25 protein-coding genes and 2 pseudogenes are annotated in these 23,739 nt (G+C 64.7%); 9 read left to right on the top strand and 18 right to left on the bottom strand.

Annotation, left to right across the window (positions count from 1 at the left end):
• The first annotated feature begins 53 nt into the window (after window positions 1–53).
• Complete coding sequence (gene rhaS, locus DEIDE_RS16965) at window positions 54–1,055, top strand: rhamnose ABC transporter substrate-binding protein (protein WP_012694963.1); 1,002 nt, start codon at window positions 54–56, stop codon at window positions 1,053–1,055.
• A gap of 260 nt (window positions 1,056–1,315) precedes the next feature.
• Window positions 1,316–1,480: pseudogene (locus DEIDE_RS19935) on the top strand (alpha/beta hydrolase fold domain-containing protein); the annotation flags it as partial.
• 122 nt (window positions 1,481–1,602) lie between these two features.
• On the opposite strand, the gene DEIDE_RS16960 reads toward DEIDE_RS19935, so the two are convergent.
• Window positions 1,603–3,042, bottom strand: coding sequence for an MFS transporter (locus DEIDE_RS16960; protein WP_012694962.1), 1,440 nt, complete (start codon window positions 3,040–3,042; stop codon window positions 1,603–1,605).
• The gene (locus tag DEIDE_RS16955) at window positions 3,029–3,637 is read right to left on the bottom strand and encodes a TetR/AcrR family transcriptional regulator (RefSeq protein ID WP_012694961.1); all 609 of its coding nucleotides are present in this window, start codon (window positions 3,635–3,637) and stop codon (window positions 3,029–3,031) included. Before DEIDE_RS16955 ends, DEIDE_RS16960 begins: the two co-directional genes overlap by 14 nt.
• A 298-nt stretch (window positions 3,638–3,935) precedes the next feature.
• Here DEIDE_RS16955 and DEIDE_RS16950 point away from each other — a divergent pair, with 298 nt between their 5' ends.
• The 3 genes from DEIDE_RS16950 to DEIDE_RS16940 all read left to right on the top strand — a co-directional run bounded on the left by DEIDE_RS16950 (window position 3,936) and on the right by DEIDE_RS16940 (window position 6,173).
• Window positions 3,936–4,511, top strand: coding sequence for a PaaI family thioesterase (locus tag DEIDE_RS16950; RefSeq protein ID WP_012694960.1), 576 nt, complete (start codon window positions 3,936–3,938; stop codon window positions 4,509–4,511).
• Window positions 4,508–4,930, top strand: a complete 423-nt coding sequence (locus DEIDE_RS16945) for a hotdog fold thioesterase (protein WP_012694959.1) — start codon at window positions 4,508–4,510, stop codon at window positions 4,928–4,930. Before DEIDE_RS16950 ends, DEIDE_RS16945 begins: the two co-directional genes overlap by 4 nt.
• 505 nt (window positions 4,931–5,435) lie before the next feature.
• Window positions 5,436–6,173, top strand: coding sequence for a hypothetical protein (locus DEIDE_RS16940; RefSeq protein ID WP_012694958.1), 738 nt, complete (start codon window positions 5,436–5,438; stop codon window positions 6,171–6,173).
• Between the two features lie 135 nt (window positions 6,174–6,308).
• Here the strand turns inward: DEIDE_RS16940 and DEIDE_RS16935 are convergent, their stop codons facing one another.
• The 7 genes from DEIDE_RS16935 to DEIDE_RS16905 all read right to left on the bottom strand — a co-directional run bounded on the left by DEIDE_RS16935 (window position 6,309) and on the right by DEIDE_RS16905 (window position 12,902).
• A complete protein-coding gene (locus tag DEIDE_RS16935) occupies window positions 6,309–6,866 on the bottom strand; it encodes a hypothetical protein (protein WP_012694957.1) in 558 nt (185 codons plus the stop codon).
• Window positions 6,867–7,004: 138 nt separating this feature from the next.
• Window positions 7,005–7,694: an RraA family protein gene (locus DEIDE_RS16930; RefSeq protein WP_041228179.1), complete on the bottom strand. Its 690-nt coding sequence runs from the start codon at window positions 7,692–7,694 to the stop codon at window positions 7,005–7,007.
• A gap of 125 nt (window positions 7,695–7,819) precedes the next feature.
• The gene (locus DEIDE_RS16925) at window positions 7,820–8,815 is read right to left on the bottom strand and encodes a phosphoglycerate dehydrogenase (RefSeq protein WP_012694955.1); all 996 of its coding nucleotides are present in this window, start codon (window positions 8,813–8,815) and stop codon (window positions 7,820–7,822) included.
• A 31-nt stretch (window positions 8,816–8,846) separates the two neighbouring features.
• Window positions 8,847–9,842, bottom strand: coding sequence for a tripartite tricarboxylate transporter substrate binding protein (locus tag DEIDE_RS16920; protein WP_012694954.1), 996 nt, complete (start codon window positions 9,840–9,842; stop codon window positions 8,847–8,849).
• Between the two features lie 169 nt (window positions 9,843–10,011).
• Window positions 10,012–11,505, bottom strand: a complete 1,494-nt coding sequence (locus DEIDE_RS16915; RefSeq protein WP_012694953.1) for a tripartite tricarboxylate transporter permease — start codon at window positions 11,503–11,505, stop codon at window positions 10,012–10,014.
• A gap of 11 nt (window positions 11,506–11,516) precedes the next feature.
• Window positions 11,517–12,050, bottom strand: coding sequence for a tripartite tricarboxylate transporter TctB family protein (locus DEIDE_RS16910; protein ID WP_012694952.1), 534 nt, complete (start codon window positions 12,048–12,050; stop codon window positions 11,517–11,519).
• 9 nt (window positions 12,051–12,059) lie between these two features.
• Window positions 12,060–12,902 (bottom strand): IclR family transcriptional regulator, encoded by an 843-nt coding sequence (locus DEIDE_RS16905; protein WP_012694951.1) that lies wholly within the window; start codon window positions 12,900–12,902, stop codon window positions 12,060–12,062.
• A gap of 101 nt (window positions 12,903–13,003) precedes the next feature.
• Here DEIDE_RS16905 and DEIDE_RS19330 point away from each other — a divergent pair, with 101 nt between their 5' ends.
• From DEIDE_RS19330 to DEIDE_RS16895, 3 genes are all read left to right on the top strand, one after another.
• On the top strand, window positions 13,004–13,183 hold the full coding sequence (locus tag DEIDE_RS19330; RefSeq protein ID WP_162485745.1) for a hypothetical protein: 180 nt from the start codon (window positions 13,004–13,006) through the stop codon (window positions 13,181–13,183).
• 670 nt (window positions 13,184–13,853) lie between these two features.
• Window positions 13,854–14,270, top strand: coding sequence for an Rrf2 family transcriptional regulator (locus tag DEIDE_RS16900; protein WP_012694950.1), 417 nt, complete (start codon window positions 13,854–13,856; stop codon window positions 14,268–14,270).
• 187 nt (window positions 14,271–14,457) lie between these two features.
• Window positions 14,458–15,222, top strand: a complete 765-nt coding sequence (locus DEIDE_RS16895; protein WP_041228178.1) for a nuclear transport factor 2 family protein — start codon at window positions 14,458–14,460, stop codon at window positions 15,220–15,222.
• Between the two features lie 475 nt (window positions 15,223–15,697).
• Here DEIDE_RS16895 and DEIDE_RS16890 read toward each other — a convergent pair whose 3' ends face one another.
• The 8 genes and pseudogenes from DEIDE_RS16890 to DEIDE_RS16855 form a co-directional block, all read right to left on the bottom strand.
• Complete coding sequence (locus DEIDE_RS16890) at window positions 15,698–15,901, bottom strand: hypothetical protein (protein WP_012694948.1); 204 nt, start codon at window positions 15,899–15,901, stop codon at window positions 15,698–15,700.
• 90 nt (window positions 15,902–15,991) lie between these two features.
• Window positions 15,992–16,864: pseudogene (locus DEIDE_RS16885) on the bottom strand (sulfurtransferase).
• Between the two features lie 378 nt (window positions 16,865–17,242).
• Window positions 17,243–18,055 carry a CopD family protein gene (locus DEIDE_RS16880; protein WP_012694946.1) on the bottom strand — a complete coding sequence of 271 codons (813 nt, stop codon included), beginning with the start codon at window positions 18,053–18,055 and terminating at the stop codon, window positions 17,243–17,245.
• Window positions 18,052–18,465 (bottom strand): copper resistance CopC family protein, encoded by a 414-nt coding sequence (locus tag DEIDE_RS16875; protein ID WP_012694945.1) that lies wholly within the window; start codon window positions 18,463–18,465, stop codon window positions 18,052–18,054. The genes DEIDE_RS16880 and DEIDE_RS16875 overlap by 4 nt, the downstream gene beginning before the upstream one ends.
• A gap of 49 nt (window positions 18,466–18,514) precedes the next feature.
• Window positions 18,515–18,967 (bottom strand): DUF1775 domain-containing protein, encoded by a 453-nt coding sequence (locus tag DEIDE_RS16870; protein ID WP_012694944.1) that lies wholly within the window; start codon window positions 18,965–18,967, stop codon window positions 18,515–18,517.
• A gap of 482 nt (window positions 18,968–19,449) precedes the next feature.
• Window positions 19,450–20,274, bottom strand: a complete 825-nt coding sequence (locus DEIDE_RS16865) for a cytochrome c oxidase assembly protein (RefSeq protein ID WP_012694943.1) — start codon at window positions 20,272–20,274, stop codon at window positions 19,450–19,452.
• Window positions 20,271–20,924, bottom strand: coding sequence for an SCO family protein (locus DEIDE_RS16860; RefSeq protein WP_012694942.1), 654 nt, complete (start codon window positions 20,922–20,924; stop codon window positions 20,271–20,273). Before DEIDE_RS16860 ends, DEIDE_RS16865 begins: the two co-directional genes overlap by 4 nt.
• A gap of 94 nt (window positions 20,925–21,018) precedes the next feature.
• Window positions 21,019–21,900, bottom strand: a complete 882-nt coding sequence (locus tag DEIDE_RS16855; protein WP_012694941.1) for a sulfurtransferase — start codon at window positions 21,898–21,900, stop codon at window positions 21,019–21,021.
• A 135-nt stretch (window positions 21,901–22,035) separates the two neighbouring features.
• Here DEIDE_RS16855 and DEIDE_RS16850 point away from each other — a divergent pair, with 135 nt between their 5' ends.
• Window positions 22,036–22,932 carry a LysR family transcriptional regulator gene (locus tag DEIDE_RS16850; RefSeq protein ID WP_012694940.1) on the top strand — a complete coding sequence of 299 codons (897 nt, stop codon included), beginning with the start codon at window positions 22,036–22,038 and terminating at the stop codon, window positions 22,930–22,932.
• 159 nt (window positions 22,933–23,091) lie between these two features.
• Here DEIDE_RS16850 and DEIDE_RS16845 read toward each other — a convergent pair whose 3' ends face one another.
• Window positions 23,092–23,727: a DsbA family protein gene (locus DEIDE_RS16845; protein WP_012694939.1), complete on the bottom strand. Its 636-nt coding sequence runs from the start codon at window positions 23,725–23,727 to the stop codon at window positions 23,092–23,094.
• Window positions 23,728–23,739: the final 12 nt, after the last annotated feature.

The following is a 23,739-nucleotide window of genomic DNA, read 5'->3' as shown; positions in this document are numbered from 1 at the left end:
AGCGCGCCCTGCTTTCCACCTCACCCGCCCATCCGCTTCCCTTTGGAGGAACCATGAAACACCGCACTGTTCTGCTCGCCGCCCTGACCCTCACGCTCGGAGCCGCCGCCGTCGCGACCGCTCAGGGCACCCTCAAGAAAGGCATTACCATCGCCTTCCTGCCCAAACAGGTCAACAACCCGTACTTCACCACCGCCTGGAAAGGTGGCCAGGCTGCCATCAAGGAAATCGCCGGCGTCGGCAAGCAGGTCGGGCCGTCCGATGCGGGCGCGTCAAGCCAGGTCAGCTACATCAATACCCTGCTTGCCCAGCGGCAGAACGCCATCGTGGTGTCCGCCAGCGACACCAACGCCCTGGTGCCGTACCTCAAGCGCGCCATGCAGCAGGGAGTCAAAGTCGTTACGTACGACAGTGACGTCGCGGTTGGTGGCCGGCACGTGTTCGTCAGTCAGGCCAGCGCGGACACCATCGCCCGCGATCAGGTGAAGATCCTCGCTAAGCAGATCGGCAGCAAAGGTGAAATTGCCATCCTGTCGGCCACTCCGAACGCCACTAACCAGAACGCCTGGATCAAGGTCATGCAGGAAGAACTGCAAAAGCCTCAGTACAAGGACATGAAACTGGTCAAGATCGCGTACGGCAACGACGATGACCAGAAGTCCTTCACTGAAATGCAGGGCATGATGCAGGCCTACCCGAACCTCAAGGGCGTCATCTCCCCCACCACGGTCGGCATCAGCGCCGCCGCCCGCTACCTTTCCGGCAGCCCGTACAAAGGCAAAGTTGCCCTGACTGGTCTGGGCACCCCGAACCAGATGCGTGCCTTCGTGAAGAACGGAACTGTACAGGGCTTTGCCCTGTGGAACCCGGAAGAACTCGGGTACCTGGCCTCCTACGCCGCAGCTGCGCTCGTCAGCGGCCAGATCACGGGTAAGGAAGGCGAGAAGTTCAGCGCCGGGAAACTTGGGCAGCGCACCATCGGCAAAGATGGTGTGGTCATCCTCGGGCCCCTCACCGTGTTCGACAAAGCCAACATCGACAAGTTCAACTTCTGAGGTTTACTCCATAAGATGCGCCGCCATACCTTGGCGGCGCATCTTATGGGTACGGCCCGCATATGTTCTTCACCCGCGCCTCCTGCGGAATGTGTCCGGATATGAAGTGCTGGTCTCGCTTCAGCCCTGATCCGGGGTTCTTACTGACGGCCCTGCTGTGGGCGCAGTGAAGACGAGTGGTGACGCAGAAAGGACAGGAGAGGCGTTGCAAGTGAGGTGTTGCTGGTTCCCAGGCTGAACACGGAACCTGGTACGTCACGGAGCAGCAGGCCGATCCTTGTGCGGCTCGGCCCCGGGAGACCACCCTGTCCGGGCTGCCGCCGGTATTCATCGCGGTTGTCGAACTGGACCTATTACGGAATCAGGACGTGACCTTCGCCATGCGGCTGATGCAGGCAGGAACGCCTACAGAATTGAATGTATAACCGGGAGCATTTGATGCCTCAGAATTTTCCGCGCCAGAGGCGGAACTCAGCCGGCGGATCACCCGCACGCGACTCGACGGGCCGCGCCGTGCCCTTCAACCCGCAAGCGTGCTCTGATGCCGTCAGCCTTCCTGCGACGCCGCATCCTGGACCGGAGCTGTCAGGGTGCCCCCGGCAGGCCGCCCTTCCCCCTCCGGCCGGCCCATCGCCCACCAGACTGCCGGAGCACTCAGCAGCAGTACGCCTCCAGCCAACCACAGGGCGTCGCGCAGGCCGCCCAGGAAAGCGGCTTCGTCCTCACCAGGGTGAAGGGCAATGACCGCCCCCAGCAGGGCGATCCCCAGGGCGGCACCCACCTGACGCAGCGCGCTCAGGAGGCTGGAGGCCTGGCTCATCTGATCGCGCGGCGCGCTCGCCATCGCCGCTGTCGTGAGGGCCCCCAGGGACAGGCCCACCCCCAGCCCCATCACGGCGAAGTTCCACCACAAGTCCCACCCCGTCGTCCTCAAGGACACGCGCACCAGGACCAGCGTGGCCAGCCCGATCAGACCCAGGCCGAGCGTGGCGGTGAGCCGGGTGCCGCGACGGGCGGTCAGGTGCCCCCCCAACACGGAACCCAGGGCGGCGCCGAGCGGGAAAAAGACAATGATTAGCCCGGCGCGGGTGGCCGAGTACCGCATGACACCCTGGAGCAGCAGCGTGAAGAAAACCAGGAGGCTGAAGGGCCCGAAAAAGATCAGCAGGCCGCCCAGATTCGACGCAGTAAAGGTCAGGTTGCGAAAGAGGCCCAGGTCGACCAGGGGGTGTTGTTCGCGCCCCTCCACCCACAGAAAAAGCGCGAACAAGACCCCGGCGCCCAGCAGGCACCCCAGGACCAGGGGTGAACCCCAGCCCAACCCATTGCCCTGCGTGAGTCCGTAGATCAGGCTGCCCAGCGTCAGGACAACCAGGAGGAGGCCGGGCAGGTCGACGCGACGCGCCGCGAAGCGCGGGGACTCCCGGGTTCCCCACAGCGAAGCGGCCCAGGTGACTGCGCCTGCCAGGACGAGAGTCCAGAACACCGCCGTCCAGCCGAAGGCGTCCACCAGCACACCCCCCAGGACGGGTCCCACGGCGATGCCCAGTCCGGATACGCCGGCCCACAGCCCGATCGCCCGGGCGCGGGCCGCAGGATCGCTGAAGGCGAGAGTGAGGAGAACCAGAGTGGCAGGTTGCACCAGGGAGGCGCCCACGCCAGTGATTCCCCGCCCCAGCAGCACCACGGCATACGAGGGCGCCAGGGCGGTCAGGACCGCGCCGAACGCCCCAAGAGCCAGCCCCCCCAGCAGGACGCGGCGAAATCCCAGCCTGGCCCCGAGCAGCCCGCCCACGAGCAGCAGCGCGGCAAAGACAATGTTGTACACGTTGACCACCCACTGGAGGTCTGTCGTACTCGTCTGAAAGGCCTGCTGGAGGCTCGGGAGTGCTGGGTTCACGGCAGCGACGTTGAGCATGACCACCACCACCGCCAGGCTGGAGGCGATCAGGGTGGAGCGCTGGATGAGGCGGTTACCCGCGGTCATGGGCGTTCCCGGGCAGGAGTTGACCCATCAGGTGGTCGCGGGTGGTTTTGAGGATGGCGTCACTGAGGTCCGGGTCGGATACCGCGCGGGACAGCAGAATGGCGCCCACCATGCCGGAAAGAATGGGAAGCACCTCCGCCCGCTGGGCTGCGGGGTCGCCCGCTTGTGAGAGTGCGCTCAGTTCGTCGATCAGGACTGCAATGGTCTCGGTGACCGCCTGCCGGACGTCAGGCGACTGCCGGGCGACCTCAGCCGCCAGGGCCGGCAGGACACAGCTGCCTTCTGCGGCGGGCCGGTCGCGGTGCTGGCGGCTGACATAACTGCGGATGACGCCGCCGAGGCCGTAAGGGGGAGTGTCGGTGGCGGCTTGCAGGAGGTTGCGGGCAGTCTTCTGAAGGCTCCGCGCGAGCGTTTCCTGGACCAGAGCGTCCTTGCTGGGGAAGTGGGCATAGAACCCGCCGTGCGTCAGTCCCGCTTTTCCCATCAGCCGCCCGATGCCGACGGTGTTGAGCCCGTCCGCCTTAAAGGCCAGGGTCGCCGCATTCAGGATTTTCTCGCGTGTCTCCTGGGCATGGTCACTGCGGTAGCGGGCCATCTCAGGTCACCTGTGGGCGGAACGCGTGGGTGGCGAATGTTCGGGCAGTCCGGTGGGTCAGCATGATGCTCCTTCTTTCGGCTATGCACGAGTGAGGTGGGGTTCTCCTTGAAATCAGCGGTCCCGGGGTTCCTGCGTCAGAGATGCCACCAGGTAGCTCTTTATATGATATGTATCATATAAATAGCGAAGGTGGCGGGCCTGATGCCACCAGGTGGTCCAAAGCGCAGCAGCCCTTGTTCTCAAACTTCACAAGCCGCACCCGCCGAACGCTTAGCCCCCTGTCCCAGGAGCCAGCATGACCCACCCCACCACACCAGACCCCGTCTCACCCCCTACTCCGCTCCACAACGGGCCTCTCCAGGGGGACCGCGTTCGCACGTACACCTGGGAAGATCCACTGGTCGGTGCCGAAGCCGCGCGGCATATCAGCGGACTGGATTACCTGCGGGCGATGGTGCGCGGTGAGTTCCCAGGCCCACCCATTGCGGCGAGCCTCGACTTCTCGCTGGCGCTTGAGGACGACATCGAGGACGGCCGGGTGACGTTCCGGATGACCCCGCAGGAATTTCACTACAACCCGATCGGCAGCGTTCATGGCGGCGTGTATGCGACGCTGCTGGATTCCGCGCTCGGGTGTGCGATCCACACCCGGCTGCCGGCGGGCGTGGGTTACACCACCCTTGAGCTCAAGGTGAACTACCTGCGGCCCCTGCTCGTGGGTATGGGGGAGGTGCGCGCGGTGGGCGAGGTGCTGAGTGTGTCGCGCCAGGTGGCCACGGCACACGCGAAACTCCTGGACGCAAACGACAGGTTGTGTGCTCATGCCACCACCACCTGCCTGATCCTGCGTCCGCAGAGGAGCGCCCCATGACCCTGTCTCTTGCTGAGTTCACTGAACAGGCCCGCGGCGCCTTGCCAGATCATCTGGGCATTGAGTTTCTGGAAGCGAGCGGCGAGCGGGTGGTCGCGCGCATGCCCGTCGAGCGGCGGGTGCATCAACCGTTCGGGGTGCTGCACGGCGGCGCGAGTGTGGCGCTGGCCGAAACTGTCGCCAGTCTGGGAGCGCACCTGAGTGTCGCGGAGCGCGGCATGACGGCCGTGGGAATGGAGATCAATGCCAACCACCTGCGCGCCGTCCGCAGCGGCGTCGTGACGGCCACCGCGACGCCCGTGCATCAGGGACGCACGACCCAGGTGTGGCAGATCGAGATTGTCGATGAGCAGGACCGGGGCGTATGCGTGTCACGGTGCACCCTGGCAGTCATTCCAGTTCCTCCCCAGGGGTCGTAAAAGGCGCGCTGCACGTCTTCAGGATCGTCTGGCGGTACAGGCGCTCGAGTGCTTATCCCGCGCCCCTGCGGTAAGGCATGACGAATCTAGGTGCGCCGCACGTTCCTGAGCTCCACACGGACACCCATCCGGGCCCAGCTCACTGGACGTGCGCATGAGCGTTCACCCTTGAGAAATGGAACTGGAGAGAGGGTCCTGAAGCCAAAAACTTTGGTGTCCTGGCGTCAACGACGTGGCTTTGGTACTGGGCCGGCGTGGGTGTAGGACGGTGGGCAAGGGGAGAGTGATGTTGCCGGTACTGCGCCTCCAGACCGGTGATTTACATCGAAGAGATATTAGATGTAATTCAAAATCAACACGTCGAACCCAGCTTCTCATCATCCCGTCCGCCGGTGGCGGAGCACACTCTGCTGCATCTGCAAGATGTGGTGAAACAGACACATCTCTCATGAGAGAAAAAACACTCCATCTGCCCGGAAGACCATGCTGTGATGAGAGGCGAGACATGGACCTTCGACTGCTCCTGAACGCCAACACCACCCTGATCCACCAGGAACTCGCTCGCGTGGGCGCTCCTCTTCCAGCGCCTGCTCCTCGGCTGGTGGACACGCCCGGTTGGGCCCATACCACCTGTGACGAACAGGCGACCATCGTGACGACCTTCGCGACCCACTCTGAGCGGCTGTGTGCCCGCTGCGGCTACTGCGCGTTTTACACCGCAGATGGCCAGTGGCTCGGACATCACGGCGGCAACGGGCTGATCATCCTGCGCCGACCGGACTACGCGCGGGACATCGTGTTGAGTGATTTTGCTGATGAGCAGATGCATCTCCATACGCTGCGTCATCTCGCCACCGAACGAAACCTCCCGTACAGCCTGATCGTGATGAGTCAGCGTCAGGTTGAACCGAACGTGTTCCGCCGCGAGACCCTCGGCGGTGCCCTGACTGATCTCGACGACACGCCGCTGCGCCAGTACCTGATGACGTTTCGCGGACGTGTGGAGCAGGCGTGGGCCGAATGGCGTCACGAAGTGTTCGGCCGCCTGTCGCTGCCGGTGCCGCTGCATCCAGGTGAAGTTGTTGTGTCGGACTGGTCAGGCGAGGAGGAAGGCGCGCTGGACGACGGTCGGCTGTACACCCTGTATGCCTCCGTGGAAAACGACCCGCACCATCCCTGGCTCGCTCTGAGCCTCAGCGGCGACCAGCGTGAATGGCGTCCCCGCCAGCGCACTTCTGGCTAGGTGTGCCTGAACTGAGAACGCGGGGATGACTGGCGCATGGTGATCCGGGAGGTGAGCAAGAGCGAAACAGCGGTGTTCTCTGTCTGAACGCCGTATGCCGGCACCATCGTCATCGGCCCCCTGAGCCCCGCTCACCTAACCTGGTTGATCATCTTCACAGGGATGGCTGGTGACGCTCCGCGGTGCCACCGTGTGCCGCATCTCGACGCTGAGGGGCCCATGCGCCCGCTCAAAAGCCAGGACCATCCGCTCCGCACCCCGGACATGCAGCGCCACCGCGCCGTACCTTCCCCCCTTCAGGTACTCCTTGACGCGCTCCGCGAACGGCTGGAGCGGACCGAGAAGCTCCTTTCGTAAGCAGCGCAGCCGCTCCGGCAGGCGTTCCTGAAGGTCGTCCAGCGTCCCCGCCAGGTGCACCGTAGCGGTCGCCCACGTCCAGGCTGCCATCAGGCCGGGCGGATGTTCAAGCTGGTCAACGTAGAACGTGAGATCATCCTGCTGGACATACAATTTCCCGCCCATCCGCACGGCCGGAAGCTTCCCGAGGTGAATGCGCTCCTGGACCTCCACAGGAAGCAGTCCAAGGCGAACCGCCACCGTATTCACCTCCAACAATTCCTCTGCGCGCAGGCGCTGACAGAGGAGCAGCTGAACCTCGTTCGGGCCATGGCCCTGTGGTGCCTCTGGGCTCATCTGCCTGCCCTCCTCAAGATTCACACTCCGGTTACTCTCCCGCTCCTGCGGCGATAGCCTCGGAGAACAAGCCTGGGGTGTGAGGTCCTGCCTCACACCCCAGGGACGATCCGGGACGCTTGCTTTCAGGGCACCCTACTACGCTGTCGCGGTTTCCTCCAGCACGCCGGCCGCCGCGAGTGCCGCAGCCAGCCAGCCTGGGGTCAGGTTGCGGCCGCTGCGGATGTCCTGCAACCGCGCGGACTCCGAATCGACTTTCTTCTGCGCCAGCGGCAGCAGCGCCTCCACCTGCTCACGCTCGGCCACAAAGACCCCGTCCGCGTCCGCCACCACCAGATCGCCCGGCCGGACCGTGACGCCGCCTGCGCTGATGGTGTGATTGACCCGGCCCGGGACGAACTTGGTGGGCCCGTTCGGGTTGGTCCCGACCGAGAAGACTGGGAACCCCAGGGCCTGAATTTCTGCCGAGTCGCGCACCGCGGCGTCGATGATGACCCCGGCCAAGCCGAGGGCCATGCACTGGCTGATCATGATCTCGCCCATGAGCGCGCAGGTCTGGTCCCCTTTCCCGTCAATGACCAGCACATCCCCGGGCTGAGCGATGGCCATGGCCGCGTGGATCATCAGGTTGTCCCCCGGACGCACCTCGACGGTGATGGCTGGCCCCGCCACACGCATGGATGGCGCCAGCGCGCGAACGCGGCCATGCATGGTTCCGCGGCGACCGGCAACGTCCGCCAGGATGGAAGCCGCGAAGCCCGAGGCGCGCGTGACGAGTTCAGGTGAAGTTCGCTCGACGTGGTTCTGGAAGTAGGGGGAATCAGGAATCAGCACAGTTGGTCCTTTTCGGGTGGCAGGTTGCCCTGCCCGTTGTTAGGAGTGAGAACACGGCGTGGCGGGTGGGATGACGGTGCGCAGGCCCGCTGGAAAGCTGGAAAGCGGCGGGCCTGCCTTCAGGTGGCGCTGACCGCGTACCGGGCCGTGGGAATCACTTCCGGGTTGACCGGCGAGGCAGGCGCCTGACCTTTGAGCGCCAGGATGAGGTTCTCCGCGGCGCGGACGCCGGACATCTGCCGGGCTTCAGTCGTGACGCCGCCCACGTGGGGACTCATCAGCAGGTTCTCGAGGGCGTGCAGGTGGCTGTCCGCGGGCAGGGGTTCTTCCTCGAACACGTCCAGGGCGGCAGCAGCGATGGTGCCTTCACGCAGGGCCTGCGCCAGGGCCACCGTGTCCACGACGCCACCACGTGCCGTGTTGATCAGGCACGCGCTGGGCTTCATCCGCGCGAGGCGCTCCGCGTTGATCAGATGACGGGTCTGGGCGTTGAGGGGCAGGTGCAGGCTCAGGAAATCGCTCTGCTCGAGTGCGGTCTCCAGGTCGACATACGTGACGCCGTACTGCGCCGCGAAGGCCTGATCCTGGTACTCCTCGACGGCCAGGAGCGTCATCCCGAACGCGTGGGCCCGCCGGGCGACCTCCTTGCCGATGCCGCCCAGTCCGGCCAGGCCCAGGGTCTTGCCGTACAGTTCAGTGCCCTCGAACCGTTTGAACCCTCCGGCATTCATTTCCGTCCAGTTCTTCACGGCGTGGCGCGCGCAGCCGAGCATCATCGCCAGGGTCCATTCCGCGACCGCGTACCGGTTGACGTTGGGCGTGTTGCACACCACGACGCCGCGCTGGGTGGCCGCCGCCACGTCTATGCTGTCGAAACCCACGCCGGTGCGGGAGATGACTTTCAGATCCGGAGCAGCTGCCAGGACTCGGTCCGTGAAGGGTTCGTTGGCAATGATCGCCCCGGACACGCCGTCGAGAAGGCCAATGAGTTCATCTTCAGTGCGCTTCGTAAGCGCGGGGGCGTAGGTAGGCTCGAAGCCTTCCGCCCGGAGCAGGTGATCGACCTCCCCACCAGCGTGGAGGAAAATTGACGTGACAAGTACTTTCTGTGTCATAGGAGCCCTCGTTCGGTAATGACGGATTGGTTCACTGGCGCGACAGGGGCAGCAGGTCCTGAATATCCGTTTCGTAGGTACTCCAGTAAGCGCGGTACTTCGCCGGAGTCATGTACCGCAGGGTGAGGCCCAAGTTCTTCATTTCCTGCTTGTGCGCTTCTGAGCTGGCGACCTTCTGGATGGCCTTGCTCAGGACGTTGACGACCTCGGTGGGCGTACCGGCCGGAGCGGCGAAACCGCGTGAAGCGGAGTTCTCCAGCTTGTAGCCGTACGCGGCGAACGTGGGGACGTTCGGGTAGAACGGGCTGCGCCGGTCGTCCATCACGCCCAGGATGCGCACCTCACCGGCCTTGTACTGGCCGAGGAGATCACCGACATTCCCGGCGAACACGTCAATTTTCCCACCCAGCAGGGCGGTGGTGGCGGAAGCAATTCCCTGCGAGAAGTGCACCGGGGCGAACTTCACGCCGGCCATCTTCTCGAGTTGCAGAATCGCGAAATGCTCATCGGTCTGAAGTCCGGTGGTGGAGATGGTGATCTTTCCAGGGTTGGCTTTGGCGGCCGCGATCACGTCCTTGAGGCTCTTGTACGGGCTGTCTTTCCGGACGGCAAACAGGCCGGGGTCCACCACATGCAGGGCCAGCGGGATGAAATCGTTGCGTTTGTAGGTGGCCTGACGCGCTGGGTCGAGGTACGTCACCACGGCGGACGGGAAGTTCGTGTTCCCGATGGTGTACCCGTCGGGCTTGGCCTGCGTCAGGGCGACGTAGCCGAGCTGACCACCCGCGCCGGGGCGGTTTACGATCACGACCGGTACGCCCAGTTCCTTTTCCAGGCCTTTGGCGAGCAGTCGCGCGCCAACGTCGGTGCTGCCACCAGCGGCGAACCCCACGATGATCTGAATGGTCTTGCCTTTCTCCGGGAACGTAACCTTACGCGACTGGCTGGAAGCGGTGGAAGACAACAGGCTCAGGGAGACGAGGAGGGCGGTGGCAGTCATCAGGCCTTGCTTGGGGGTGATTTTCATGGGGTGACCTCTGGGGGGAGCCGCGCTGGGCGGCGGGGAGTGGCATGTGGAGGAAGAGCGGACGATAGGCGAGGAGGGATTCAGGGAGGATGTTGGGCGGTGTAGGTCATACGCAAACCTCGGACTACGCGGCAGGACGTGCAGGAACAGGTCAGGGTGCGGGCGCCGGCTAGGCGCGGCGGCGTTGCCAGCGGGTCAGGAGCGGCCGGAAGGTGGGTGAGAGCAGCACCAGCGCCGCTGCAATCAGGAAGGTGAGCGCGATGGGGCTTTGCAGGAAGATCTGCGCGCTGCCCTGGGACAGTTCCAGCGACTGGCGCAGGGAGCGTTCCATGAGGGGCCCGAGCACCAGCGCGAGAATGATCGGGGCGATGGGGTAGTCAAGTTTGCGCAGCAGGTAGCCGATGACGCCGAAAATCAGCATCACGTAGATGTCAAACACGCTGTTGTTGATGGTGTACGCGCCGACAACCAGCAGGGCGAGAATGATGGCGATCAGGATCGCCTGCGGGATCAGCAGCACCCGGACCCAGATGCCGATGAGGGGGAGATTCAGGATCAGCAGGATGATGTTGCCGACGTAGAAGCTGGCAATAACACCCCAGACAAGCTCGGGTTGCTCCGTGAAGAGCAGGGGGCCAGGCACCAGACCTTTCATCAGGAACGCGCCCATCAGCACGGCGACGGTCGGTGAGGCAGGGATCCCCAGGGTGAACAGGGGAATCAGGGCGCCGTTGGCGTGGGCGTTGTTGGCGGTTTCCGGTCCGGCGACGCCTTCGATGGCGCCGGTGCCGAACCGCTCGGGGTGCTTGGAGGACTTGCGTTCAACAACGTAGGAAAGCAGCGAGGACACGGAGCCGGTCATGCCCGGCACCAGGCCCAGGGCCGTGCCGATCACGCTGCCACGCAGGATGGGGGCCGTGGAGTCCCGGACATCCTGCCGGCTGAGCATCATCGAACTCATGGCGTGCGCCACCACGGGACGCAGGCGGTTTTCGATCAGGAGCATGATCTCGCTCAGGCCGAACAGACCCATCACCACTGCCACAAAGCTCAGGCCATCGAGCAGTTCAAGGTGTCCGAAGGTGAACCGCGGCAGACCCTGAACCGGGTCGAGGCCGACCAGGGCGAGCAGCAGGCCGAACAGACCCATCATCAGGCCCTTCACGAGGGACTTGCCGGCCAGACCCATCAGGAGCGACAGGCCCAGCACGGTCAGGGCAGCGAATTCCACCGGTCCGAAGTTCAGGGCCAGGCGGGCGAGGCTGCCCGCGGCGAACACCAGCGCGATGGTGGCCACGGTGCCGCCGACGAACGAGCCGATGGCGGCGATGGCGAGGGCCGCCCCTGCTCGACCTTTTTTGGCCATCTGGTGACCGTCGATGGCGGTGACGGCGGAGGCCGCCTCCCCGGGAACGTTGAGCAGCACGCTGGTGATGGTGCCGCCGTACGCGGTGCCGTAGAACAGCGAGGTCAGCATGATGATGGCGCCGACGGCAGGCATGTCGAAGGTCAAAGGGATCAGGAGGGCCGTGCCGGCCACCGGTCCGATACCAGGCAGGACGCCAATGAGGGTCCCGAGGATGGAGCCCACCAGCGCGTAGAGCAGGTTCTCCCAGCGCAACGCCACGCTGAAGCCGAGCAGCAGATCAGTGAATGATTCCATAACGGGTCTCCTTACAGCCCGAGCTGCTTGAGTACGGCCAGGGAGGAGTGCGGCAGTTCAACACTCAGGAAGCGAGTCAGAAGCTGAAACAGGCCAACGCTGAACACGAGGGCGATAATCACGGCTGTGACGGGGCGAACGCGTTCCAGTCCCAGCAGCAGGAAGATAAGCAGGATGAAGGCGGTGATCTGAAAGCCCAGCAGGGGCAGCAGCAGAGCGGTCAGGATCAGCGCGCCGATTACGGCGGCGATGCGTATAACCCCGGAACGGTCCGGCAGCACCTGTTCGGGTTCAACTTCTGCTGGCGCGTTCAGGTCGGCGTCCATCACCGGCGGGGTGGCCGGGCGTGCCGGGCGGATGGTCTGGACCAGCTGCATCAGGGCGAGGAGGCCGAGGAGGGCGCCGAGCCAGACAGCGAAAAAGCCTGAACCCGGGCCGAGGGGGGTGTAGTACTGGAGTTTCAGGCCCTGCCAGACGATGAACACGGCAAAGAACAAAAAGAGGACGGCGGCGGCTTGCTGGTATCGCTGCATGGTGTGTTCCACGGGCAGGCCTCAGCGTGGACGACGGCGCGTGCTGCGGGCCGACGTCACTTCGGTCTGAGGGCTGGAGGCCTGGTGTCCGGTGGACCAGGATCCGGACGCTTCGCCGATCGCCCGGCTGGCGAACATGACTTCTTCGATCAGGACCTCGACCTGCTCGTCCGTGATGCGTTTCTCGTGCGCAGTGATGCCCACAGCCGCCTTGACGGTCTGATCCGCCGTCTTGACGGGGGCGGCCACGGCGAAGATCTGGGAGAGTCGCTCGCTGCGGCTGATGGCGTAGCCCTGCTGGTGGACCTGATCGAGACGCGCTTCCATGGCTGGCCGGTCGAACCGTTCGCCGCTGGCCAGCACCACTTCCGGGTGGTGTTCCAGCAGAGCGTAACGGTCAGCGGCTTTCATTGCGGCGGCCAGTACCAGGCCGGGGGCGCCGAGCAGCAGAGGAAGGCGCTGGCCGACGGGCAGGGTGTGGGCGAAGGGTGTGCGTCCCTCGACGCGCTGCACGACGACGCGTTCCATGCCGGCGCGGACGTACATCGTGACGGTTTCCTGGGTGGCGAGGGCCACGCGTTGCAGGACGGGCAGCGCGGCCCTGTTCAGGCTGTCGTTCATCAGGAAGGCGTAGGCCAGCGGCAGGGTGCCGACATTGAGCTGGTACCCGTTGTTGACTTTCTGGGTAAGGGCCCACTGCTCGAGGGTGGCCAGGAAGCGGAGCACCGTGGCTTTGGACATGTCGGTGCGGTTGCTGAGTTCAGTGAGGGTGAGGGGGCGGTCGGAGCGGGCCAGTGCATCAAGCAGGGTGAAGGCCCGTTCGACGGAACGGATGGAACCCACTGCTGGGTCTTTTTCTACCATTGTTTCACCTAGTGAACCTTTGTTTTAGTTTTTATAATTGTAGGCAGCTTGGAACCCCCCGTCAAGGCGGAAGGGCTCACATTGAGACCAGAATCTCTTCAGTGCGTGTGCTGTTCACATGTCACTGGTCCGGCTTGCTCACGGCGCCGGGCGAGGACGTGTACCGGAAGCTGATGGTGCATTGGGATGAACCGCTACGGGTGGCGTATCACGCGCTGCACTCGGCGGCCTATCTGGGCCTGGAGCGCGGTATTACGACCCCACGATGCTGGGAGCGGTGACCTACGCGTTGAAGGTGCAGGCACAGCGTGAAGTCCAGCTGCACTGATCAGTCCGAATCTCGGGATGGGATCATCCGGATGCATCCGGTGTGCATCCTTGTATGCTGAGGTAGAATGTGCACCATCAAAGGCGGCCACCTGGCCGCCTTTTTCATTCCCTATCTGTAGCACTCTGCTAATGACCGTTTCCGAACTGCTACACGTGTGCGCTCCTGAGTTCAGTCCTGCTCATTAACCGGGACACCGGAGTCCCTCATCAGGGAAAAACGATCTGACCTGGCGGGGTCACCACGCCCGTGCCGCACGCGGACCTAGATCGCCTGAGCGATAAATGGATCGACACGATCCTGCGTGTGAACGTGCGAGGGGCCTTTGCAGGTGTGCGTGCCTGCATCCCTCCTGCTGCGGTCGAACGGCGAGACGTCAATGATGGCACCGGTACGCATCAGTTCAACAGCGCGATCCCCTGAGCGTGGCTCAAGGCCCGGGCCCTCATGGTGGAACACCTATGGGCGGGCATCAGAACGCTACCGGAACGGCCAGGCTTTGGCCAGAGCACGTTACGTCCGGCGCGCGGCGGGTCCAGGAAACTGGCCGCTCATTTTTGGAAGTGCTTGACAATTTCACCTCTTGTAATTAAAATTGTTACAGGTTTGAAAGGGAGGGATTTATGAACAGCCAGTACGCCATCGCCGTCCACATCCTCACCCTCATCAGCCTGTACCCCCACAACGCCCGTACCAGTGACGAAATCGCCGCCAGCGTCGGCGTCAATCCCGTCGTCGTCCGTAATGTTATGAGTCTCCTGCGCAAGGCCGGACTGCTCGATACCCGCCAAGGCTCTCCAGGCGCACGGCTCATCCGCCCGCCCGAAGCCATCACCCTGCTCGACGTTTACCACGCGGTCAATGCACCAGAACTTGTGTTCAAGCTGCATGACCAGCCTCACCCGCAGTGCCCGGTCGGCGGGAACATTCAGGCGGCTCTGACAACGGTCCTCGGAAACGCGCAGCAGGCGATGGAAGACCACCTTGCGACAGTGACCCTCGCAGACATCATGGCTGATCTCGTCCAGCTGGCCCTCTGATTTTTTTTACACCACCTGTAAAGAAAATCATTACAAGATTTGAAAGGAAATCATGAACAAGACCCGTTTTCTGGCTATCACAGCCCTCCTCCTCAACGCCACCGCTACAGCCGCCGTCCTCGGTGGCGGCGGTCCCGCATCCACCAAGCCTGCGGCCCTCAAGTCTCCCGCGAACAGGAGCGCCACCATGAGCACCCCCAAGCAACAGGTCATCGACGTCCTCAAAGCCATCGAAACCGGTGCCTCCGCCCCCTTCGCCGTGATCAACCCCCAGAACTACACTCACCACATCCTCGGCGCTGCGGATGGTCTCACAGGCTACCGTGCCCTGCTCCAGGCCCTCCCGGCGGGCAGTGCCCGCGTCAACACCGTCCGCGTCTTCCAGGACGGCAACCACGTCTTCACCCACACCGACTACAACTTCTTCGGCCCCAAGATCGGCATTGATGTCTTCCGCTTCGAGAACGGCCGGATCGTCGAGCACTGGAACAACGTCCAGCAGACTCCCACAGGCCCCAACCCCAGCGGGCACACCATGATTGACGGCCCCACCACCGCCACCGACCTTCAGCACACCCAGCGGAACAAACAACTTGTCGCGCGCTTCGTCGACGACATCCTCGTCCACGGCCGCATGGACAAGCTCACCGCCTACTTCGACGGCGACCGGTACATCCAGCACCACCCCCAGATTGCCGACGGTCTCAGCGGCCTCGGCGCGGCCCTCGACGCGATGGCGAAAGTGGGCGTCACCATGCGGTACACCAAAGTTCATAAGGTCCTCGGTGAAGGTAACTTCGTCCTCGTCATGAGCGAGGGCACCCTCGGCGGGAAGCCCACCAGCTTCTATGACCTCTTCCGCGTGGAGAATGGCAAGATTGCCGAGCACTGGGACACCGTCGAAACCATTCCTGCGCGCAGCGAGTGGAAGAACGGCAACGGCAAATTCTGAAGCACTGATCTCAAGCCCAGGCCATAGGCAAAGGTCGCCTTCCCACTCATCCTGGGAGGGCGGCTCCATTTGTTCACTCCTGAGCCCGCTGAAGGTCCCTGAATGACTGGCATCCTCGAGTGAAACACGCGCCGAGTCCTCTCCTTCCATGACCTGATGCTCAACCAGCAACGCCCGACCAGAAGTTACGCGGGCGCAAACTACATCCGGCAGAACCCGCACGTCGAGAACACCCTGGAAGGCTTCGTCCAGTACTCAGAACGGATGGCACGCGAGTACCCCAGCAAGCACGATGAAGTGAAGCGCGTGATCGCTGAAGAAAATTCAGTGGCGCTGTACTGCCGCCAGCTGTATCCCGGCGTACTCAAGGTCGCCGGGATGGCCGTTTTGCCTCGACGAGGACCGCGTGGTGGAGCGCTGAGACGCGCTTCAGATCATTTCGGAGCCTGGCGCCCTGGGTACGTCACGCCTCCGCTTACCTGCGGAATGTGTTCCGCAGGATGGCGTAGGCCACATAAAATGCCACTGCGTAGCCGACGGCCCCTACCAGGGGCGCCACAAACCACGGCCATTTGAGTGCGAGCACACTCACCACCATCAGCATCGTCGAGAGATACAGCGCGACCAGCACCGCCAGGCGTCGGGCTTTGTCTTTCGGGGTCCAGGATTCCAGGTCCATATCGTTCCTCCTCTGCCCATCAGCCGCGGGCAGGTGTCAGGACACCGGGTGGGCTTCACCTCAGGCGTCAGCTTCGAGTTCAGTCTTCTTTCAGCGAGGTGCAGTCTCGATGGGGACGCCCACCGCGTTGCCCCACTCGGTCCAGCTGCCGTCGTAATTCCGCACGTCGGGATAGCCGAGCAGTTGCGTCAGGACGAACCAGGTGTGGCTGCTGCGCTCCGCAATACGGCAGTACGTCACCACCATCCGGTCAGGGGTGACGTCCGCCTTCTCGTACATGCGCCGCAGCTGATCTGCGGCCTTGAAGGTGCCGTCGTGCTTGACCGCCATGGCCCAGGGCAGATTGACAGCCCCTGGAATGTGACCGCCTCGCAGCACGCCTTCCTGCGGGTACTCCGGCATGTGCGTCACGTGCCCGGCGTATTCATCCGGACTGCGAACATCGACCAGGGCCCCCCGGCCGGCACGCACTGCGTGGATGTGATGCTGCACTTCATCCCGGTAGATGCGCAGCTGTTCGTTGCGCTCCTGCACCGGGTAGGTGCAGGGTTGAACGTCTGGTATCTCGTCGGTCAGGTCGAACCCGTCGGTCATCAGTTTCTGCCGGCCACCATTGACCAGCCGGACGCGCTCATGGCCGCAGTACCGCAGGACCCAGAAGGCGTACGTCGCCCACCAGTTGCTTTTGTCGCCGTACAGCACCACGGTCGTATCAGGCGTGATTCCCAGCCGCCCCATCAGGGCCGCGAAGGCTTCAGGAGACACGAAATCGCGGATGACCGGATCCCACAGGTCAGCCCGGCAGTCCAGCTGCACCGCGCCCGGCACATGACCAGCGCCTTACAGCAAGGTGTCCTCACTGGCCTCAAGAATGCGGACCGTGGGATCTTCAAGGTGCTGTTCGAGCCAGGTTGTATCAACAAGGACATCGTGGGCGTAGGGCGTGGTGGTGGGCGTTCGCATCATCCTGACCTCGGGTTCTGACGTGCTCAGCCTACCGCCAGGTGCCGGACGCCTCAAGAAAGCGGGCAGGGGTAACGTTATTGGAAATGCCGATAACAGGCAGGCGCGTCCAGCGAGACGCTGCGTCATGGCCAGCCAGGAGAGGCTGCTGCGCTTCGCGACCCGCCAGAACGCGGTGACACCTTTGTCTGGTGTGGAATCTGCCCCGCAGTGTCCACCGGCTCTCCCGGGATTCTGCTTGCGCCAGGGAAGGGTGATGCCCTTACGTGACTGGAGTTCCTGAGCGTAGCGGCAGCTTCCGGCTGGTGAGTTTGAACAAGGCAGGCCGCCCGGCACGCAGCTCGCGCCTCGCGCGCCGCCCGCACCCTGGGAAGGGCATCAGCCGTGGGTCGGGGACGCGCTGATCACCAGTACAGCCGTGAGGACCAGCACCACCAGGAGCAGGCCCAGTTCCACACGCAACGCCAGGAAGGGGACGTCCGCGGGGCGGTCTGACCGGTGGCGCCGCACGCGCCATGCAGCTGTCAGCACGCCCAGCACCGCCAACAGCTTGAGCAGCAGCGTGCGGCCGTACGGGCTGGCGGTCCATTGTCCAGGTGGGCCCGCGTGGGAGACGCCCATCAGCACCCCACTCACACCCAGCACAACCACACACGTCAGGGCCAGCGGTGAGAAAGCGCGGGCCATCCGCGTCCAGTGGGTTGGACGTCCGACGACCAGCATCAGCATCCCGCCTACCCAGCCGCCCATCGCCCCGCTATGCAGGGCGTGTGCGGCGCGCACCAGCACGCTCTCATGATCCGCGCCATGCCCCAGGCCGGCCAGGCCCCACAACATCACGGTGACGCCCGCGGCGGCGCCACTTCGGGCTACCGGGGCGGACCATTCACCCACCTCCGCCACCAGCAGCAACGTCGTGCCCAATAAGGTCACCAGGGCAGCCCGGCCTGGTCCAGTCGTCAGCAGGTAGTCGATCACGTCACCAGGAGTCGTGAATCCAAGGGCACTCAGCGTGGCAGCAACGTTCAGCGCGAGTCCAGTCAGCATCAGCCAGAACCCGGCACCCAGCCACGCGAACGGGTGGCGAGGGAGGGTCAGACCATGAGGGGCCAACCGTCTCCACACCAGGCTGGCGGCCAGCAGCACGGCCACAGCCAGAAACATCAGAAAATGCGCGAATCCAGCGGTCATTTCACGTGGAAATGGTGGTGTCCGGTGACCGGATGGCCATCTTCCGACAGGACCCGCCACACGATCAGGTAAGGCCCGGCCGGCAGGTTGGGTTTCAGCGGCAGGGTGACGCGCGCGGCTCTCCCCGTCAGTATCGGGGCGGTGTCGGCCCGGACGGACGCGTCGTCGCGGGCGGCGAGGGCCACCGGTGCCAGGCGTTTCGCGGCCTGGGTCAGGGTGGTGCCGGTGGCCTTGAGCGGGTAGACCTTGAACGTCGAGAAGCGCAGGTTGACCGGCTCACTGAACGAGATCCTGACCGCGCCGGGGGCGGCGACCGTAGTGTTCGCGGCAGGAGTGACTGAGGTGACGGCCGTGTGCGCCGACGCACCGGGCATGGCCAGCAGGAGAGCCAGCAGCGAGAAACGGATCATGGGATGCTCCTTGGCAGGACGAGAAGGCAGGGGGAAGGTGCCTCCCGGTTTACTTGACGGTGGTTCTGCTGGCAGGAGCCTGGCTGGGATCACTGTCGTCCCAGGCCACCACGGACCCGTCACTGTAGGTCTGGTACACCTTCCAGGTTATGGAACCCGGCTGCTCAGGGTTGACCGCCTGGAAGAAAAACCGGGCGTATTCCATGGGGCCGATGCGGCCCTTCCAGATAACTTCCGTGACCAGGCCGGCAGCATTGGTGGTCACGGTGCGGGTAAACCCAGGCGTGACCTGGAACCGGCTGAGGGTCACGCCGGCCGGCACGATCAGGCGCACCTGGGTGGTGCTGATGGCTTTCTCCGTGGGGACGTTCAGCCGGTAGGTTTCAGAAGCGCCTGCCTTGCTTTCGGTCAGGCCGCCTTCCGTGCGGATGGTGGCGTGGGCACCGGCGGCGGACAGCAGCAGAGCGGCCAGCAGGGACGCGGCGCGCAGGACAATGGACATAAACAACTCCTGGTTGATGAAATGGGCGCGTGGGACGGGAACAGGTGGTGCAGACCTCCGCTGGAGGTGCCCGCGCATCTGCCTGCCGGGCCGTCAGGAGGCGAACGACAGGCCAGGACGGTTGGGGTGCTGGCACCGCGCCGAGGTGTCCACCGGCTGCCCAGGGCGCTCCCACCGCCAGGGCGAACGCCTGGGTCAGGCAGAACAGACAGTGGGGATGCGGATGCCCGTTGGTTCCGGACGTCCAGCCCGCCCGCGGTTCATGTGGTGCGTGTCCGGTGGCATTCCCAGGGGCAGCCTGCGAAAGCGTTTCAGAACCGATCCCGGGTGAGGACGCTCCACCCGGGGTGGCCCGAAACGGAAAGGCAAATGCGGCCGCCAGCACCAAGACGGTCAGCAGGTTCCGCCAGGGCAGTTCAGGGTGCGCCGCGGTCCTCACGAGGTGCCGCCGAAGGTCGACCGGGAGGGCACGGGTGCAGGATCTACCCACGGGCTTTAGGGGTCGCGTCGCCGTCGGCCAGCTGGATCAACCAGGCCATGAGCTGCATCAGTGCTACGCACATCGCCGGGATGCCGGCCATCATCATGATCCAGCCGCTGAGCTGCTGATTCTGGAGTGGCGTCAGATCCCACAGGCACAACGCGGCCACGTACGGGGCGTACAGCACGTCCGGCGCATTCAGCCACACGCCCGCGACCGCCATCATCGGCAGTGCCGCGAGCAGGCCGAACCAGCCGCGGGAGCCGATGTTGGCGGGTTGCACGGTAGGCAGGGGTCTGAGCACGACCGCCCACACCATCAGGCTGCTGAGCAGGTACAGGGTCGGCAGCAGCGCTTCGGCCGTGTTGGACACCACGGAAGCGTTGAACCCCGCCGGGACGTTCCAGTAGGTGATGACGGCCGTCCACACCGCCAGCGCGACCCAGGGGTCAAGCAGCACGCTCAGCGCCCGGCCCAGCGGACGGTCGGGGTGGGGCCGCAGCGTGCGCGGCAGACCCAACACCAGCAAGGGCGGCACCACTTCCGCCAGGACCATCAGGCGCGCCATGTACACCGCCATACTGCTCTGTGTGACGGTCGCGGCGGCCGATTGCGTGGCCACGAGCAGCAGGAGCATGCCCAGCAGGAACAGTCCGGTCCTCCAGGCAGGCCAGCCGGCCCGTCCCACCCATGACCGGCGGGCGCGCTGCGCATGCCAGAGGTACACGCCGGTGATCGCCAGGATGGGCAGCCACACTCCAGGATCAAAGCGTAGGGAGAGCAGATCCAGCAGGGTGGGATTCAGGTTGGCCGGTGCCGCCGTCATGGGAGCGGGTTCTCCAGGACGTGGCGGAGATCGCGGACCACGCGGTCCACCTGCGTGAGCTGGGTGTAGTCCCACAGGACGCGCAAGGTACCAGACCCGTCGACCAGGTACGTGGCGGGCGTGTGATTCACCTGATACCCGGCGCCGCCGTCAAGCTTCACCTGCTGGTACGCCACCCCGTACGCTTGCGCGGTTCTGGCCAGCGCGGGTTCAGGGATGTGAACGCCGGTGGCGGTCCCGAAGAACTCCACATACGCCCCAAGGCGCTCGGGAGTGTCGCGCGCGGGGTCGACGCTGACCAGCACGATGTCCAGCTGTTGGCGTTCCTGCGGGGTCAGGGCCTGCCGGGCTTTTTCGAGGTACGCCAGGCTGAGCGGACAGATGTTCGGGCAATGGGTGAATCCGAAAAACACGGCGGTCGTGCGACCCGTACTGCCTGGTGTGAACGTGTAGGGCTGGCCGGTGTGGTCCGTGCCCTGGAACGGCTGCGCGGCCACGGGCGGGGTGTACGCGGTGCCGTAATAGGGGAAGGGACTGCGGATTCGCGCGTAAGCCCACGCGCTGCCCAGCAGGAGAAGGACGGCGAGCAGGGCCAGCAACGCGGACGTGGTCCAGGGACGGGCGGCAGGCGAAGGGGACGGGACGGTCACCGGACTCCTTTCAGGGCGTGGACCACAGGGAAGAGCACCAGACGGGTGAAGGTCAGCTGGTCTCCCCCGGAGGGTGGCCACGCGAGGGGGAGGTTCACTCAGGAACGTAAGTTTTCTCGATGGGGAGCCCGACCGCGTTGCCCCATTCGGTCCAGCTGCCGTCGTAATTCCTGACGCGCGGGTAGCCGAGCAGCTGCGTCAGGGCGAACCAGGAGTGGCTGCTGCGCTCCGCGATGCGGCAGTACGCGATGACGTCCTTGTCCGGGGTGACCCCTTCACCCTCGTACAGGGCCCGCAGCTCTTCGACGCTTTTGAAGGTGCCGTCCTCATTCGCGGCTTTCGCCCACGGAACATTTCGGGCGCCGGGAATGTGGCCGCCGCGCAGCACGCCTTCCTGCGGGTAGTTGGCCATGTGCGTGACCTTGCCGGAGAACTCGTCGGGGCTGCGGATGTCAAGCAGGGCGCCGCGACCAGCCTGCACCCCGTCAAGGTGGGCCAGCACGTCTTCGCGGTATGCCCGGATGCTTTCATCGCACTGCAACGCGGGATACACCGTCGGCCTGACTTCAGGAACGTCGGTGGTGACTTCGCGGCCCTCAGCCATCCACTTCTGGCGCCCGCCGTCCATTAGTTTGAGGTTCTGCACGCCGCTGTAGGACAGGAACCAGAACGCGTAGGCGGCCCACCAGTTGCTTTTGTCGCCGTACAGGATGATCTGGTCGTATTCCCGGATGCCCAGGCGGCCCAGCAGGGCGCTGACTTCCTTGGGGGTGATGAAGTCCCGCATCACGGGGTGCCAGAAGTCTATCTGCCAGTCGATCTTGAGGGCGCCGGGGAGGTGACCGGTGTCGTACAGCAGGATGTCCTCATTCACTTCGATGAGGCGGACGGTGGGGTCTCCAAGGTGTTGGGCAACCCAGGCGGTGCTCACGAGGACGTCGCGGGCGTAGGGTGTCGGTGCAGTTGAATTGGTCATTTTCTCCCTCAGGGCCGGTTTCACCGGGCTAAACTCACGCTACGGAATGGCTCCGGCATGAACAAGAAAGCAGACCTGCGTTCAGTTATCGGAAAATCAGATAACTACTGGAGTGGGCCCGCGTATGCTGGGTGGATGCGCCTGGATCCGGACTACCTGGTGACGTTCAGTGTCGTGGCAGAGTACGGCAACATCAGCCGCGCGGCCGAGGCGCTGCGGCTCAGCCAGCCGGCCGTCAGCGGTCAGCTCAAGGCGCTTCAGGACGTGGTGGGCGAGCGGCTCTACACCCGCACGGCGTACGGCATCACGCTGACGGAAGCCGGGCAGGACCTGCTGGGGTACGCCCGCGTGATCGCGACGACGCTCTCTGGTGCTGCGGAGCACCTCCGGACCCGCCAGGCCCGCACCCGCCCCCTCCGCCTGGGCCTGTCGTGGACGCTCAGCGGGCAGGCCGTCAGCCTGGTGTCCGGCGCCCATGAGGCCGGGCACGAAGTCCGGGTCACCAGCGGGCATTCCACGAGCCTGATGGAGGCGGTCGCTTCGGGAGCCTCTGACGCGGCGTTGATTGTCCAGCCACCCGGACCCTTACCGGCTGGGCTGGAGGGCCACCGGTTCAGTGCTGAGGACCTGTGTCTCCTGGTCCCGGCCGGGCACCCGCTGGAGGACCGGGGCTCTACACCATTGCTGGCTGCCGCCCAGGAGGTCTTCCTCTGGCCGATGGTGGGCTCGACCGTGGCCCGGCACGCTGAGCGTCTGCTGAATGAGGCCACCGTGCTGCCCGCCGTCCAGTTCGAACTGGGAAGCCTCACGGCCGTGCGCGAGGCCGTCGGGCGTGGCCTGGGAGTGACCATTCTGCCGCCGAGCGTGGCCAGACTGGAAATCGAGGCGGGGCAGGTCAGTCCGGTGTTGATCGAGGCCCTGAACGTGACGGTGTCGTATGTGGTGGTGGTGCCCAGCGATGTGGTGGTCCGGCCTGAAGCCCGGCGTCTGCTGGATTTGGTATTGCGGTCCCGGCGGAGTACTCGGCTGTAGCGGCTGGCCATCTCAGAGCCTTTGTGGAGACCACGTCAGGCCCACCAGGGGTGACATGCGGCCACCCGCGTTTGCCGTGACGGCCACGAGGGCCAGCGTGATGATCACGGCACCAGGCAGGGAGGGCAACATGCCCTCCCTGCCTGGTACGATTGATGGTCAGGGTGTCGCTGGGTTCAAGGCGCGCTGGAGGCGCGTTTCAACCTGTTCCACGGTGGCCGCGCCACGGGCGAGGACCGTGCGCTGTCCGTCTTGTTGCGCCAGCAGGGTCGGGTAACTGTCTACGCCCAGCGTGCGGGCCAGCTGGTAATCCTGCGCCGCTTCAGTTCGGGCCTGCGGGCCATGGAATGCGGCTTCGGCGGCGTCCGGGTCGAGATTCAGGGTCTGGGCGACCGCGCGGTAGGTGCGGGGATCACTCAGGCTCTGCCCTTCCATGTAGAACGCATGCTGGATGGCATGGAAGGCTTCCAGAGCCCGGTCAGGGGCGAGGGCGCGCAGCGCGGCCAGGCCGGCGGCCGCGTCATCGGAGTTCAGGACCAGGATGCCTTCCTGGAGGCGCGCCTGGTACGCGTCGCCGAACGTGACGCCAGTGAGGTGGGTGATGCGGTCGTTCGCGCCGGGAATGTGCGGGTAGGCAGCTATGGGGGCGATCTTCTCGCCGGTGAACAGCCCGCCGGAGATCAGGCGCAGGGGAAGGTGGGGGTGCCGCGCGTGGAAGGCGCTCAGGGTTGGAGCGAAACCCCAGCACCAGCCGCAGTAGGCGTCGGTGACATACAGGAGGTGCAGATCAGACATGAGGATCCTCGT

It is taken from the genome of Deinococcus deserti VCD115 (assembly GCF_000020685.1).
GTDB classification, from domain to species: Bacteria; Deinococcota; Deinococci; order Deinococcales; family Deinococcaceae; genus Deinococcus; species Deinococcus deserti.
Note: the sequence above shows the minus strand (reverse complement) of the source record. Positions and strands in the feature narration are given on the sequence as shown.

Excerpts from the sequence above, each read along its gene's own strand:
- rhaS (WP_012694963.1), top strand. The coding sequence starts at position 54 with ATGAAACACCGCACTGTTCTGCTCGCCGCCCTGACCCTCACGCTCGGA.
- DEIDE_RS16960 (WP_012694962.1), bottom strand. The coding sequence starts at position 3,042 with ATGACCGCGGGTAACCGCCTCATCCAGCGCTCCACCCTGATCGCCTCC.
- DEIDE_RS16955 (WP_012694961.1), bottom strand. The coding sequence starts at position 3,637 with ATGGCCCGCTACCGCAGTGACCATGCCCAGGAGACACGCGAGAAAATC.
- DEIDE_RS16950 (WP_012694960.1), top strand. The coding sequence starts at position 3,936 with ATGACCCACCCCACCACACCAGACCCCGTCTCACCCCCTACTCCGCTC.
- DEIDE_RS16945 (WP_012694959.1), top strand. The coding sequence starts at position 4,508 with ATGACCCTGTCTCTTGCTGAGTTCACTGAACAGGCCCGCGGCGCCTTG.
- DEIDE_RS16940 (WP_012694958.1), top strand. The coding sequence starts at position 5,436 with ATGGACCTTCGACTGCTCCTGAACGCCAACACCACCCTGATCCACCAG.
- DEIDE_RS16935 (WP_012694957.1), bottom strand. The coding sequence starts at position 6,866 with ATGAGCCCAGAGGCACCACAGGGCCATGGCCCGAACGAGGTTCAGCTG.
- DEIDE_RS16925 (WP_012694955.1), bottom strand. The coding sequence starts at position 8,815 with ATGACACAGAAAGTACTTGTCACGTCAATTTTCCTCCACGCTGGTGGG.
- DEIDE_RS16920 (WP_012694954.1), bottom strand. The coding sequence starts at position 9,842 with ATGAAAATCACCCCCAAGCAAGGCCTGATGACTGCCACCGCCCTCCTC.
- DEIDE_RS16915 (WP_012694953.1), bottom strand. The coding sequence starts at position 11,505 with ATGGAATCATTCACTGATCTGCTGCTCGGCTTCAGCGTGGCGTTGCGC.
- DEIDE_RS16905 (WP_012694951.1), bottom strand. The coding sequence starts at position 12,902 with ATGGTAGAAAAAGACCCAGCAGTGGGTTCCATCCGTTCCGTCGAACGG.
- DEIDE_RS16900 (WP_012694950.1), top strand. The coding sequence starts at position 13,854 with ATGAACAGCCAGTACGCCATCGCCGTCCACATCCTCACCCTCATCAGC.
- DEIDE_RS16895 (WP_041228178.1), top strand. The coding sequence starts at position 14,458 with ATGAGCACCCCCAAGCAACAGGTCATCGACGTCCTCAAAGCCATCGAA.
- DEIDE_RS16890 (WP_012694948.1), bottom strand. The coding sequence starts at position 15,901 with ATGGACCTGGAATCCTGGACCCCGAAAGACAAAGCCCGACGCCTGGCG.
- DEIDE_RS16880 (WP_012694946.1), bottom strand. The coding sequence starts at position 18,055 with ATGACCGCTGGATTCGCGCATTTTCTGATGTTTCTGGCTGTGGCCGTG.
- DEIDE_RS16875 (WP_012694945.1), bottom strand. The coding sequence starts at position 18,465 with ATGATCCGTTTCTCGCTGCTGGCTCTCCTGCTGGCCATGCCCGGTGCG.
- DEIDE_RS16870 (WP_012694944.1), bottom strand. The coding sequence starts at position 18,967 with ATGTCCATTGTCCTGCGCGCCGCGTCCCTGCTGGCCGCTCTGCTGCTG.
- DEIDE_RS16865 (WP_012694943.1), bottom strand. The coding sequence starts at position 20,274 with ATGACGGCGGCACCGGCCAACCTGAATCCCACCCTGCTGGATCTGCTC.
- DEIDE_RS16855 (WP_012694941.1), bottom strand. The coding sequence starts at position 21,900 with ATGACCAATTCAACTGCACCGACACCCTACGCCCGCGACGTCCTCGTG.
- DEIDE_RS16850 (WP_012694940.1), top strand. The coding sequence starts at position 22,036 with ATGCGCCTGGATCCGGACTACCTGGTGACGTTCAGTGTCGTGGCAGAG.
- DEIDE_RS16845 (WP_012694939.1), bottom strand. The coding sequence starts at position 23,727 with ATGTCTGATCTGCACCTCCTGTATGTCACCGACGCCTACTGCGGCTGG.